Genomic DNA, 11,994 nt, shown 5'->3' with positions numbered 1-11,994 from the left:
CTGCGGGCCTGAGGACACGCTAGGAGCGCAAGGTGTTCAACGACATAGGCCCACTCGAGCTGCTGACGCTCGTCGTCCTCGCGGTGCTCGTCTTCGGCCCGGACAAGCTGCCGAAGGTCATCCAGGACGTGACGCGCACGATCCGTAAGATCCGCGAGTTCTCGGACAGCGCCAAGCGGGACATCCGCGAGGAACTGGGCCCGGAGTTCAAGGACTTCGACTTCGAGGACCTCAACCCGAAGACGTTCATCCGCAAGCAGCTGGACAACGACGAGCTCGGGCTGAAAGAGATCCGCAACGGCTTCGACCTGAAGAAGGAGATGGCCGAGGTCACGGAGGCCGTGCAGAGCGCGGACGAGGCCTCGTCCGGCTCCGGGGCCGCCGCCGCGTCGTCCGGTTCGGCTCCCGCCAGGATCGACATGCAGAAGAAGCCGGAGAAGCCGGCGGCGGACGACCACCCGCCGTACGACGCCGACGCGACCTGAGGCGTCCCGACTCGCTGCGCAGCGGCCCGGCGACCCGCCCCGCGTACCTGGCGGAACCCGGGGTCGCGTACCCGGGTGTGGCATCCTGCCTTGTTGTTGCGCGGATCGGTGGCGAGGACGCCCGAGGGGGGTGGGCCGCCGCGGTCCGACTGAGCGAGGAGGCGGCCGGGTACATGGAGACGACGAGTCGGGTAGGCGCGCAGGCGCCCGCGGCGGAAGGGGCCCCCGAGGTCCTGACGGCCCGGCGCACGGTCGACGGCTACCTGCTGGCGCCCTTCCCGTGGTACGGCCTCGACGAGGCGTACACGGGGCCGCGGTGGCTGATGCAGGTTGGCACCTCGGCGGAGGGCGCCGTGGAGCACGGTTCCATCGGGCACGGTGACGAGCCCACCCTGCGGAGTGAAGGACCGGCAGGAAGGGACGCCAAGGAGCGGTTCACGGCCGTCGTGACCGTGGCGGCCAGCCCCGTCCGGCGCAGCGCCGACGGTACGGGTGTCCTGGAGGCGACCTCGGTCTCCTCGGCGGCCTGGCTCGCCGGGGTCGGCCTGCTCAACGTCACGTGGCCGGGACAGATGGACCACACCCTGCGCGACGACTGGCTGGACCAGCAGACCGAGACGGCGTGGGTCCTCGCGGACGACCTCGAAGGCGCGGACTGGACGATGCTGTCCCTGCCGGTGGACGGCGTCCCGACGCCGTTCCACTACCGGGAGTCGGAGTTCGGCTGGATCCTCGCCGGGTCGACGCAGCAGGGCGTGCACCTGGGGGCGTACGGGCGCGGCATGAGCGCGTACGGTCTGGGCTTCTCGATGATCAAGGACATCGGCGCCTACGAGGCGTAGGGGTTTCGATTACGCCGATGGGGCACGGTCGCGATGACCGTGCCCCATCGGCGTAATCCCTGAGGGTCAGAACTTGTTGCGCGGGGTGATTCCCAGCGACATGCCCGACAGGCCGCGCTGGCGGCCGCCCAGCTTGCCGGCGATGGCGCGCAGGGCCGAGCCCGCGGGGGAGTCGGGGTCCGAGAGGACCACCGGCTTGCCCTCGTCGCCGCCCTCGCGCAGCCGGACGTCGATCGGGATGGAGCCGAGCACCGGCACGTTCGCCCCGGTCGTCCTCGTGAGGCCCTCGGCGACGCGCTCGCCGCCGCCCGTGCCGAACACGTCGACCATCTCGCCGCAGTGCGGGCACGGCAGGCCCGCCATGTTCTCGACGACGCCGACGATCTTCTGGTGGGTCTGGACGGCGATGGAGCCGGCGCGCTCGGCGACCTCGGCCGCCGCCTGCTGGGGCGTCGTGACGACGAGGATCTCCGCGTTCGGGACGAGCTGCGCGACGGAGATCGCGATGTCGCCCGTGCCCGGCGGCAGGTCGAGGAGCAGGACGTCCAGGTCGCCCCAGAAGACGTCGGCGAGGAACTGCTGGAGCGCGCGGTGCAGCATCGGGCCGCGCCACACGACGGGCGCGTTGCCCGGGGTGAACATGCCGATCGAGATGACCTTCACGCCGTTCGCGGACGGCGGCATGATCATGTTCTCGACCTGGGTGGGACGTCCGTCGGCGCCCAGCATGCGCGGCACGCTGTGGCCGTAGATGTCGGCGTCCACGACGCCGACCTTCAGGCCGTCGGCGGCCATCGCGGCCGCGAGGTTCACCGTCACCGAGGACTTGCCGACGCCGCCCTTGCCGGACGCCACCGCGTACACACGGGTCAGTGAGCCGGGCTTGGCGAAGGGCACCTCACGCTCGGCCGTGCCGCCGCGCAGCGCCGCGGCGAGCTCCTTGCGCTGCTCGTCGCCCATCACGTCCAGCGTGACGTCGACGTGCGTGACGCCCTCGACGGCCGCGACGGCGTCGGTCACGTTCTTCGTGATGGTCTCGCGCATGGGGCAGCCGGAGACGGTGAGGTACACGGTGACCGCGACCGCGCCATCCGCGCCGATCTCCACCGATTTGACCATCCCCAGCTCGGTGATGGGTCGCTGGATCTCGGGGTCGTTCACCGTCGCCAGTGCTTCGCGCACCGCGTCTTCCGTAGCCATACGCCGATAGTACGGCGCGGTAACCCTTGTCCGGAAAGCCCTGTCAGCGGTCGTCTACGTCACGTCCGTGACGTGCGTCGTGCGTGGAGCCGGTTGGGAAGGTGACGCGCTGGTCCTCCAGCTCCTTGAGCAGGTCGTGGAGTTCGGAGCGGATCCAGTCGCGGGTGGCGACCTCGCCGAGGCCCATCCGCAGGGCGGCGACCTCGCGACTGAGGTACTCGGTGTCGGCGATGGACCGCTCGTTCTGCTTGCGGTCCTGTTCGAGGTTGACCTTGTCCCGGTCGTCCTGCCGGTTCTGCGCGAGCAGGATGAGCGGAGCCGCGTACGAGGCCTGGAGCGAGAGCATCAGGGTCAGGAAGATGAACGGGTACTGGTCGAAGCGCAGACTGCTCGGCGCGGAGACGTTCCACACCACCCACGCGATGATGATCACCGTCATCCAGACGATGAACCGGCCCGTCCCCAGGAAGCGCGCGATCCGCTCCGACAGGCGCCCGAAGGCTTCCGGGTCGTAGTCGGGCAGCAGCTTGCGGCGCGGGGGGCGCGGCAGGTCGAGCCGGAAGCGCGGCGCCCGCGCGGCCTCGGGACGGCCGTCCCGCTCGCGCTCAGCGGGCGCCATGGTCCACTTCCGCGTCGGCCAGGTGGAACTCCTGCTCGCGCCAGTCCTCCGGCAGCATGTGGTCGAGGACGTCGTCCACGGTGACCGCGCCGAGCAGCGAACCGCTCTCGTCGACGACGGGCGCCGCCACCATGTCGTACGTCGCGAAGAACCCGGCGACGACCGGGAGCGCGGCGGACGGCGCGAGGGCCTGGAGATCCTCGTCGAGCATCGAGGACACCAGCGTGTACGGGGGATCGCGCAGCAGCCGCTGGAAGTGCACCGTGCCGAGGTACTTGCCGGTGGGCGTCTCGTCGGGCGGGCGGCACACATACACCTGCGCGGCCAGCGCGGGGGAGAGGTCGGGGTTGCGGACCCGGGCCAGCGCGTCGGCGACGGTCGCGTCGGGCCGCAGCACGATCGGCTCGGTCGTCATCAGACCGCCCGCGGTGTTGTCCTCGTACGCCATCAGCCGCCGCACGTCGGCCGCGTCCGAGGGCTGCATCAGCGCTAGCAGCCGCTCCTTGTCGTCCTCGGGCAGCTCGCCGAGCAGGTCGGCGGCGTCGTCCGGGTCCATCTCCTCCAGGACGTCGGCGGCGCGCTCCTCCTTGAGCTTGCCGAGGATCTCGATCTGGTCGTCCTCGGGCAGCTCCTCGAGGACGTCCGCCAGGCGCTCGTTCGTGAGGGCCGACGCGACCTCGGCCCGGCGCTTGGGGGAGAGGTGGTGCAGGACGTTGGCGAGGTCGGCCGGGCGCAGCTGCTCGAACGTGGCGAGGAGGTTCTCGGCGCCCTGCCCGTGCTCCTCCAGCGAGAACCCGTCGACGGCCGACCAGTCGACGGTGAGCGTCTCGCCCTTGGCGCGGCGGAACGCGCCACCGCTCTTGCCCTTGCGTACGAAGACCCGGTCGATCTCCCAGTCCCTGCGGGCCGGCAGCTGCTGGACGGAGACGTCCAGGACCGTCACCTCCTCACCGGACTCGACGAGCCGCACCCGCCGGTCGAGCATCTCGCCGAGGACGAGCCGCTCGGTGGGCCGCTGCTCGAAGCGCCGTACGTTCAGTACGCCGGTGGTGATGACCTGGCCGGACTCGATGCCGGTCACGCGGGTCATCGGCAGGAAGATGCGGCGCCGCGTGGAGAGCTCCACGACGAGCCCGAGCAGCCGGGGCGGGCGGCGGCCGACGCGCAGCATGGCGACGAGATCGCGGACGCGCCCCACCATGTCGCCGTTGGGGTCGAAGACGGCGATGCCGGAGAGATGCGAGACGAAGATCCGGGGGGCGCCTGCCGCCATGCGCCGCGCCTCCTTTACATCCTCATGTGTCCTGAAGGTGTGTTTCAGGCTAGCCCGTCCCGGTCCCGTGCGCCTTTGCGCTGCGTCCGGACGGACTGGCTCCGTTCACCGCAGGTGACACGGGTACGCTGCCGTTCTGCCGCCGAGCAAGACGTCGTACGAGAGGTAGCGCTAGCCGTGACCGTACTTCCCCTGGCCCGCCGTTCCCCAGGGATCTTTCTGGTGGGAGTGATGTGCCTCGGGCTCGCGGCGTGCAGCGGCGAGGATCCGGACGCGGGCACGAACGGCGTCGCCGGACTGACCGCCCCGAAGATCCAGAGCCGCACCGTCAAGGCCGCGCAGGGCGCCGGGGCCGTCCGCCTGTCCGGCACGGTCGTCAGCAGCGGTCACTCGTACAAGATCGACATGCGGCTCAAGGACGAGGGCGGCACGGGATCCGTCACGACGGGCGGCCGGACCTTCCAGTTGCTGCGGGTCAAGGAGCATCTGTTCCTGAAGGCCGACGCGGACTTCTGGACGCACCAGGACAGCAAGGGTTCGGGCAGCGCGGCGCAGGGGGGCACGGCCGCCGCAGCGGACAAGCTCGACGGCAAGTACGTCAAGGTCCCGCAGGGCGACCCGGCCTACAGACGCCTGAGCGGGTTCACCGTCAAGGGCGCGCTCCTGGACGGACTGCTCACCCTGCACGGCAAGGTGGAGAAGGGCGACCGGGGTTCGGCGGGCGGCGTACGCACGGTCGAACTCACCGGCGACAAGGGCGCCGGCGGCACCCTCGACGTCTCCCTCGAGGGCACCCCGTACCCGCTGCGCCTGGAGCGCGCGGGCGGCGCCGGGACACTCCAACTCGCCGACTGGGGCAAGGACTTCACGCTCAGCGAGCCGGGCAAGGGCGACACGGTGGACTACGGGGCCCAACTCCCGACTTCCTGAAACCCTCTTGAAGGGCCCTTACTTCTCGCGCCGCTTGCGGCGGAGCAGGAGGTGGGGGAGCGCCGCGGGGGCCTCGCGACGGGTGGTCGCGGTCGTGGCGAGGGGCGCCGCGGCCAGCGCCTCGGACGACGGCGGGACCGTGGTCCCCGTCGGCTCCAGGCGGAGCACCCGGCACTCCTGTGCCCAGCGCTCCGGCATCGCCTCGCCGTCCGGCGCGTTCAGGCGCTTGCCCTTCAGCTCGGCGACGGCCGCCTCCCACCCCTCGGAGTGCGGGGCGAGCTCGACGACCCTGGCCGTCCAGCCCACGAGGCGCCCGCCCTTGTCCTTGCTGCGCACGGTGACGGTCGCCGCCCCGCCGTCGGCGAGGCCGGGCAGCGGCTGCTCGCCAGGCCCGTCGCCGACCAGGTTCGCCGCGCCCTCGTGCCACACGTGCCACAGGGCGCGCTCGGGGCCAAAGGCGCCCCGTACCCAGATCAGGCCGGACTTCTTGGTGGCCTCCTCGACGAGGGCCTGGTCCATCAACAGGGGTGCCGCGGAGCCGCTCGTCGAGGGGTTGTGGGCGGGCGGGGGGCTGGCCTGATCCGTCATGGGCGCCAGCCTAGAGCCTGTCCGCCGGCCGTTCAGAGCCACCCGTTCCGCTTCAGGATGCGGTGGATCGCGAAGCAGGCGCCCACGGTGACGCCGAGGACGAGCGGGTAGCCGAACCGCCAGTGGAGCTCCGGCATGTGCTCGAAGTTCATGCCGTACACGCCACAGACCATCGTCGGTACGGCGATGATCGCCGCCCAGGACGTGATCTTGCGCATGTCCTCGTTCTGCGCGACGGACGCCTGCGCGAGGTTGGCCTGGAGGATGGAGTTGAGCAGCTCGTCGAAGCCGACGACCTGCTCCTGTACGCGCGCGAGGTGGTCGGCGACGTCACGGAAGTACTTCTGGATGTCCGGGTCGACGAGTCGCATGGGCCGCTCGCTCAGCAGCTGCATGGGCCGCTGGAGCGGCGCCACCGCCCGCTTGAACTCGAGGACCTCACGCTTGAGCTGGTAGATCCGCCCGGCATCGGTGCCTCGCGGAGCGCCCTTGCCCGTCTGCGAGAAGACGTCCGTCTCGACCTCGTCGATGTCGTCCTGCATCGCGTCGGCGACGGCGAGATATCCGTCGACGACGTGGTCCGCGATGGCGTGCAGGACGGCGGACGGGCCCTTGGCGAGCAGCTCGGGGTCGTCCTGGAGCCGGTGCCGCAGCGCCCGCAGCGAGCCCTGGCCGCCGTGCCGGACGGTGATGAAGAAGTCCCGCCCGGTGAAGCACATCACCTCGCCGGTCTCCACGACCTCGCTGGTCGCGGTGAGTTCGGCGTGCTCCACGTAGTGGATGGTCTTGAAGACGGTGAACAGGGTGTCGTCGTAGCGCTCCAGCTTGGGGCGCTGGTGGGCGTGCACCGCGTCCTCGACGGCGAGCGGGTGGAGCCCGAACTCGGCGGCGATACCCGCGAATTCGGACTCGGTCGGCTCGTGCAGACCGATCCAGGCGAAGCCGCCGTCGCGGCGCGCCTTGAGGATCGCGCCGCCGGGGGTCAGACAGTCGCTGTCGTGGACGCGGGCGCCGTCGCGGTAGACGGCGCAGTCGACGACGGCCGTCGACATCGAGGGGTCGCGGGTGGTGTCGTACGGGGCTGACGTGCTGCCGGTCTCGCGCGGCGCGGGGCGGACGGCGGCACGCAGGTCACGGATCATCGACATGGGCAGGCTCCTTCGCGGGCGGGAGCCGCCGGTGGCCATACGGGTCGGCGCTAACCGGAATGAGGACGTCCTGACTGCGGATCCTGTGTGCACGTCCACAAAGCGGGGAGCACCGCACCGGCGCGGTGGCGGCTTCGCTACTGATTCAGATCAGGCGGAAACGAAGTGCTCTTCCGTGGTGCGCAGACAGACTCGAGTGTGCGCTGAAAGCCGGGAAAATGCGGCTCAGTGGCCGGAAGAGCGAGTGGTACTGCACGGTCGACTTCGGTCCATTGCAGCCCCACCTCCTCCAGCCGGTCCCCCGTGAGGGACGACGTCTCATCCCTCGCAGGGGACGCATGTAGGTCAGGGGCTCGAAAGCGACGCTTGGCGTGCTGCCCCGACCAGCGGCCAAGACTATCAGCCGACTGAAGAAGCGAGCCCCGCCTTTACCCATTGGATGCGAGTTCTATGCTCGCGACATGGGAGATGTTCTTGCTCTGGTAGAGGCCCGGCTGCGTACGGCCCTCGGTGAACCGGACGCGCGCGCCGCTGTCACGTTCCTCGGCACCGACCGCATCGAGGTACTGCGCTTCACGGACGCGGCGGACACCGGCCTCGTGCGCTACGCCACGCTCGGTATGTCTGCCGCCCCCATGGCCGACCCGACGTCCGCGCTCGCCGACCCGCTCAAGGGCCCGCGCGCGGAGCTCGTGCTGTCGGTGCGCGCCGGTCGCGGCGACACCGACAAGGTGCTGCGACCGCTCGCCGTGCTCGCCGCGTCGCCGCAGGTCGAGGGGGTCGTCGTGGCCGCGGGCGCCTCGCTCGACGTGGGCGAACCCCTGTGGCCCGGTGCCCCGTTCACGTCAGTGCTCGTCGCGGAGTCCGGGGGCCTCGTGGAGGATCTCGAACTCGACGATCCGCTGGATCCCGTACGGTTCCTGCCGCTGCTGCCGATGACGCAGAACGAGGCGGCGTGGAAGCGGGTGCACGGCGCGGCCGCCCTCGAGGAGAAGTGGCTGGACAGCGGAACGGACCTGCGCGATCCGCTGCGCAGGTCCGTGTCCCTGGATCAGTAGGGGTCAGTTCGCAAAGACGGAGATCCCGTCCTCGCCGGCGTGCTGCGGCGCCAGTTCCTCGGCCTCGTGGGTGAGCGCGCCCCTGCGCACCCACACGACGACCGCGCCGAGCAGCGCCGTGATCGCGGCGACCACGAACGGGATGTGGATGTCGGTCCACTCCTCGATCTTCGGCGCGAAGTACGGGGCGGCCGCGGCGGCGAACCAGCGTACGAAGTTGTAGCCGGCGCTCGCCACGGGCCGCGGCGCGTCCGAGACGCCGAGCGCGAGCTCCGTGTACACGGTGTTGTTCACGCCGATGAAGGCGCCGGACACGATCGTGCAGACGATGGCGGCGGTGTGGCCGCCGTACCCGAGGACCAGGACATCGGCGGCGAGCAGGACCAGCGAGCCGCCGAGTACCTTGAGCGACCCGAAGCGGGCCTGCATGCGCGGCGCGACGATCACCGAGAAGAACGCGAGCAGCACGCCCCAGGCGAAGAAGACCCCGCCCGACTTGTACGGGGTCATGTTCAGGACGAACGGCGTGAAGGCCAGGATCGTGAAGAACGTGTAGTTGTAGAAGAAGGCCGAGACTGCGGCAGAGGCGAGCCCGCCGTGGCCGAGCGCCTTGATCGGATCGAGGATCGAGGTCTTCCTCGCGGGCCGGGGCTGTTCCTTCAGGAACGCCGTGATGCAGAGGAAGCCGATGGCCATCAGGGCCGCGGTGCCGAAGAACGGGTAGCGCCAGCTGGCGTTGCCGAGCAGCGCGCCGACCAGCGGGCCGCAGGCCATGCCGAGGCCGAGCGCGGACTCGTAGAGCAGGATCGCGGCGGCCGAGCCGCCGGCCGCGGCGCCGACGATGACGGCGAGGGCCGTCGAGACGAACAGCGCGTTGCCGAGGCCCCATCCGGCGCGGAAGCCGACGAGCTCACCGACGGAGCCGGAGGTGCCGGCCAGCGCGGCGAAGACCACGACGAGCGCGAGCCCCGCGAGCAGCGTCTTCTTGCCGCCGATCCGGCTGGAGACGAACCCGGTCACGAGCATCGCGACGGCGGTGATCAGGAAGTACGAGGTGAAGAGCAGGGAGACCTGGCTGGGCGTCGCCTCGAGGCCCTTGGCGATGGAGGGCAGGATCGGGTCGACGAGGCCGATGCCCATGAAGGCGACGACGGATGCCCCGGCGGTGGCCCAGACCGCCTTCGGCTGACGCAGCAGGCTGGTCGCCCCTGCGTCCAACGTGTCCCCTTCGGCGGGACCTCCCGCACTTCCGGTACTGCTGTGGCTCATGCCCGTTCCTCGCATTCGTGTGTCGTCCGCACGGTTCGCTCGCGCGGAGACCGCTCGGCGCCGGCTACCGTGGGCGTTCGTTGGCGTATACACATAATAAATTAGCTCGACTAACTAATGCAAGCTACATCTAATTTTTCCTGGAAGGTCCCGCGAGACCCCGCCCTCGGACGGGTGATCGTCCTTGACGGAGCGGGAGACGGGGAGGACCGTTGGACCCTATGAGGGGCGAACCCAGTTGCCCGAAGTGTGGTGGCCGGGTCAGGGCTCCCGGCCTTTTCTCCGACTCCTGGCAGTGCGACGTGCATGGGACGGTGCATCCGCTGCAGCCCGTGATCCCGCCCAGCGTCGAGGCGCTCAGCGTCGTCGTGCACCGCACCCAGGTGCCGGTGTGGATGCCCTGGCCGTTGCCCGTCGGGTGGCTGTTCACCGGGGTGGCCAGCGCGGGCGACGACCGCACGGGCGGCAAGGCGACCGCGGTGGCGTGCTCGGGCCCCGGGCCGCTCGGCGGTGTGGGGGAGATGCTGCTGATCGCGGAGGAGCTCGGCGTCGGCCTCGGCGCCCGGTACGCGGGCATCGACGGCCCCGACCCCGGCCCGCACATGAACGTCGAGAAGCCGCCCCAGGTCAAGGTCCTCGCCGCCGGACGCCCGACCCCGATGTGGCATGTCTCCGGCACCCCCGACGACCGCGCGGTCTTCGCGGGCGAGGCGCGCGGCCTGTGGGTGTGGGCGATCGTGTTCCCCGAGCAGACCGGGCTCCTGATGTACGACGAGCTGGTCCTGACCGACCTGCGCGACGTGGGCGCCGAGGTCGACCTGGTGCCCTGCGGCGCGCTGTCGCCGCGCATCCTGACGTAAGGGGTCGTACCGGGAGACGACGGTGACGGGATCGCTCCGGATCCCCGTTACCCTTGAGCGTCCCCTTCCGTCCGTTCAGAGCCTGGAGTACGCGCGTGCGCATCGATCTGCACACCCACTCCACCGCTTCCGACGGCACGGACTCCCCGGCCGAGCTGGTCGGCAACGCGGCCGCCGCCGGTCTGGACGTCGTCGCACTCACCGACCACGACACGAGCCGCGGGTACGCGGAGGCCGTCGCCGCGCTGCCGGCCGGACTCACGCTCGTCACCGGCGCCGAACTCTCCTGCCGTCTCGACGGCGTGGGCCTGCACATGCTGGCCTACCTCTTCGACCCCGACGAGCCCGAGCTGCTGCGCGAGCGCGAGCTCGTACGGGACGACCGGGTGCCGCGCGCGCAGGGCATGGTCACCAAGCTCCAGGACCTCGGCGTGCCCGTGACCTGGGAGCAGGTCGCCCGCATCGCCGGCGACGGTTCCGTCGGCCGCCCGCACGTCGCGGAGGCCCTCGTCGAACTCGGCGTCGTCGGATCCGTCTCCGACGCCTTCACGCCCGACTGGCTCGCCGACGGTGGCCGCGCGTACGTCGGCAAGCACGAGCTCGACCCCTTCGACGCGATCCGCCTGGTCAAGGCCGCGGGCGGGGTCACCGTCTTCGCGCACCCGGCGGCCGTCAAGCGGGGGCAGGTCGTGCCCGAGTCGGTGATAGCCGACCTCGCCGCGGTCGGACTCGACGGCATCGAGACCGACCACATGGACCACGAACCGGCCACGCGGGCCCGCCTGCGCGGCCTCGCCGCCGACCTCGGCCTCCTGGCCACGGGCTCCTCCGACTACCACGGCAGCCGGAAGACCTGCGTGCTTGGCGAGTTCACCACCGACCCCGAGGTGTACGCGGAGATCACGCGCCGGGCCACCGGGGCGTTCCCCGTGCCCGGGGCGGGCGGAACCACCGCGTAACCGCGCCCTGCCGCGATCCGGCGGGCCGCCCCCTTCATGCCCCGGTGCGGGCTCACGCACCGCACCCCCACGCACGACGCGTCCCGGCTGATCCCGTGGACCCCACTCGCAAGGCCACACCCGTGTTTGATGTCGCTGTCTTCGGATCCCTTTTTCTCACGCTTTTCGTGATCATGGACCCCCCTGGGATCACCCCGATCTTCCTCGCGCTCACCGCGGGCCGGCCCGCCAAGGTGCAGAAGAGGATGGCCTTCCAGGCCGTCTGTGTCGCCTTCGGCGTCATCGCGGTCTTCGGCCTGTTGGGCCACCAGATCCTCGACTACCTGCATGTCTCCGTCCCCGCACTCATGATCGCGGGCGGGCTGCTGCTGCTCCTCATCGCGCTCGACCTGCTCACCGGAAAGACCGACGAACCGAAGCAGACCAAGGACGTGAACGTCGCGCTCGTGCCGCTCGGCATGCCGCTGCTCGCGGGCCCCGGCGCGATCGTGTCCGTCATCCTCGCCGTGCAGAAGGCGGACAGCGCCGCGACGCAGGTGTCGGTGTGGACGGCGATCGTCGCCATCCATGTCGTCCTGTGGGTCGTGATGCGCTACTCGCTGCTGATCATCCGCGTCATCAAGGACGGCGGCGTGGTCCTGGTGACGCGCCTCGCGGGCATGATGCTCTCCGCGATCGCCGTGCAGCAGATCATCAACGGTGTGACCCAGGTGATCCAGGGCTCCTGACGGCGCCGAGCCCTCGCCGGGCACGCAAAAGAGCC

13 protein-coding genes are annotated in these 11,994 nt (G+C 70.7%); 7 read left to right on the top strand and 6 right to left on the bottom strand.

Annotated features, from left to right (window positions below; translation table 11 throughout):
• Positions 1–32 precede the first annotated feature (32 nt).
• Positions 33–485 carry a sec-independent translocase gene (locus tag OG758_RS20300; protein WP_326711314.1) on the top strand — a complete coding sequence of 151 codons (453 nt, stop codon included), beginning with the start codon at positions 33–35 and terminating at the stop codon, positions 483–485.
• Positions 486–658: 173 nt separating this feature from the next.
• Positions 659–1,327 (top strand): hypothetical protein, encoded by a 669-nt coding sequence (locus OG758_RS20295; protein ID WP_326711313.1) that lies wholly within the window; start codon positions 659–661, stop codon positions 1,325–1,327.
• A gap of 66 nt (positions 1,328–1,393) precedes the next feature.
• Here the strand turns inward: OG758_RS20295 and OG758_RS20290 are convergent, their stop codons facing one another.
• From OG758_RS20290 to OG758_RS20280, 3 genes are read right to left on the bottom strand one after another with little or no spacing between them, the layout of a single operon-like run.
• A complete protein-coding gene (locus tag OG758_RS20290; protein ID WP_326711312.1) occupies positions 1,394–2,527 on the bottom strand; it encodes an Mrp/NBP35 family ATP-binding protein in 1,134 nt (377 codons plus the stop codon).
• Positions 2,528–2,570: 43 nt separating this feature from the next.
• Complete coding sequence (locus tag OG758_RS20285) at positions 2,571–3,146, bottom strand: DUF1003 domain-containing protein (RefSeq protein WP_326711311.1); 576 nt, start codon at positions 3,144–3,146, stop codon at positions 2,571–2,573.
• Complete coding sequence (locus tag OG758_RS20280) at positions 3,133–4,419, bottom strand: magnesium transporter MgtE N-terminal domain-containing protein (protein ID WP_326711310.1); 1,287 nt, start codon at positions 4,417–4,419, stop codon at positions 3,133–3,135. The genes OG758_RS20285 and OG758_RS20280 overlap by 14 nt, the downstream gene beginning before the upstream one ends.
• Positions 4,420–4,596: 177 nt before the next feature.
• Between OG758_RS20280 and OG758_RS20275 the strand changes: the two genes are divergently transcribed.
• Positions 4,597–5,349 carry a hypothetical protein gene (locus tag OG758_RS20275; protein ID WP_442810340.1) on the top strand — a complete coding sequence of 251 codons (753 nt, stop codon included), beginning with the start codon at positions 4,597–4,599 and terminating at the stop codon, positions 5,347–5,349.
• Between the two features lie 18 nt (positions 5,350–5,367).
• Here the strand turns inward: OG758_RS20275 and OG758_RS20270 are convergent, their stop codons facing one another.
• Both OG758_RS20270 and OG758_RS20265 read right to left on the bottom strand, forming a co-directional pair.
• On the bottom strand, positions 5,368–5,868 hold the full coding sequence (locus OG758_RS20270; RefSeq protein ID WP_326715969.1) for a hypothetical protein: 501 nt from the start codon (positions 5,866–5,868) through the stop codon (positions 5,368–5,370).
• Positions 5,869–5,969: 101 nt separating this feature from the next.
• Complete coding sequence (locus tag OG758_RS20265) at positions 5,970–7,085, bottom strand: magnesium and cobalt transport protein CorA (RefSeq protein ID WP_266560476.1); 1,116 nt, start codon at positions 7,083–7,085, stop codon at positions 5,970–5,972.
• Between the two features lie 461 nt (positions 7,086–7,546).
• On the opposite strand from OG758_RS20265, the gene OG758_RS20260 reads away from it, so the two are divergent.
• The gene (locus OG758_RS20260; RefSeq protein ID WP_326711309.1) at positions 7,547–8,143 is read left to right on the top strand and encodes a suppressor of fused domain protein; all 597 of its coding nucleotides are present in this window, start codon (positions 7,547–7,549) and stop codon (positions 8,141–8,143) included.
• Between the two features lie 3 nt (positions 8,144–8,146).
• Here OG758_RS20260 and OG758_RS20255 read toward each other — a convergent pair whose 3' ends face one another.
• Entirely contained in the window at positions 8,147–9,412 is a 1,266-nt protein-coding gene (locus tag OG758_RS20255; protein ID WP_326711308.1) for an MFS transporter, read from the bottom strand.
• A gap of 221 nt (positions 9,413–9,633) precedes the next feature.
• On the opposite strand from OG758_RS20255, the gene OG758_RS20250 reads away from it, so the two are divergent.
• The 3 genes from OG758_RS20250 to OG758_RS20240 all read left to right on the top strand — a co-directional run bounded on the left by OG758_RS20250 (position 9,634) and on the right by OG758_RS20240 (position 11,959).
• The gene (locus OG758_RS20250; RefSeq protein ID WP_326711307.1) at positions 9,634–10,272 is read left to right on the top strand and encodes a DUF6758 family protein; all 639 of its coding nucleotides are present in this window, start codon (positions 9,634–9,636) and stop codon (positions 10,270–10,272) included.
• 95 nt (positions 10,273–10,367) lie between these two features.
• A complete protein-coding gene (locus tag OG758_RS20245; RefSeq protein ID WP_326711306.1) occupies positions 10,368–11,231 on the top strand; it encodes a PHP domain-containing protein in 864 nt (287 codons plus the stop codon).
• 122 nt (positions 11,232–11,353) lie between these two features.
• Positions 11,354–11,959 (top strand): MarC family protein, encoded by a 606-nt coding sequence (locus tag OG758_RS20240; protein ID WP_326711305.1) that lies wholly within the window; start codon positions 11,354–11,356, stop codon positions 11,957–11,959.
• The last annotated feature ends 35 nt before the right edge of the window (positions 11,960–11,994 follow it).

The organism is Streptomyces sp. NBC_01474 (assembly GCF_035918215.1).
Taxonomy (GTDB): Bacteria; Actinomycetota; Actinomycetes; order Streptomycetales; family Streptomycetaceae; genus Streptomyces; species Streptomyces aureus.
The sequence above is the reverse complement of the archived record's forward strand: the minus strand, read 5'-3'. Positions and strand labels throughout refer to the sequence as shown.

Bases quoted from the DNA above. Each gene is read 5' to 3' on its own strand.
- OG758_RS20295 (WP_326711313.1), top strand. From the start codon at position 659: ATGGAGACGACGAGTCGGGTAGGCGCGCAGGCGCCCGCGGCGGAAGGG.
- OG758_RS20290 (WP_326711312.1), bottom strand. From the start codon at position 2,527: ATGGCTACGGAAGACGCGGTGCGCGAAGCACTGGCGACGGTGAACGAC.
- OG758_RS20285 (WP_326711311.1), bottom strand. From the start codon at position 3,146: ATGGCGCCCGCTGAGCGCGAGCGGGACGGCCGTCCCGAGGCCGCGCGG.
- OG758_RS20280 (WP_326711310.1), bottom strand. From the start codon at position 4,419: ATGGCGGCAGGCGCCCCCCGGATCTTCGTCTCGCATCTCTCCGGCATC.
- OG758_RS20270 (WP_326715969.1), bottom strand. From the start codon at position 5,868: ATGGACCAGGCCCTCGTCGAGGAGGCCACCAAGAAGTCCGGCCTGATC.
- OG758_RS20265 (WP_266560476.1), bottom strand. From the start codon at position 7,085: ATGTCGATGATCCGTGACCTGCGTGCCGCCGTCCGCCCCGCGCCGCGC.
- OG758_RS20260 (WP_326711309.1), top strand. From the start codon at position 7,547: ATGGGAGATGTTCTTGCTCTGGTAGAGGCCCGGCTGCGTACGGCCCTC.
- OG758_RS20255 (WP_326711308.1), bottom strand. From the start codon at position 9,412: ATGAGCCACAGCAGTACCGGAAGTGCGGGAGGTCCCGCCGAAGGGGAC.
- OG758_RS20250 (WP_326711307.1), top strand. From the start codon at position 9,634: ATGAGGGGCGAACCCAGTTGCCCGAAGTGTGGTGGCCGGGTCAGGGCT.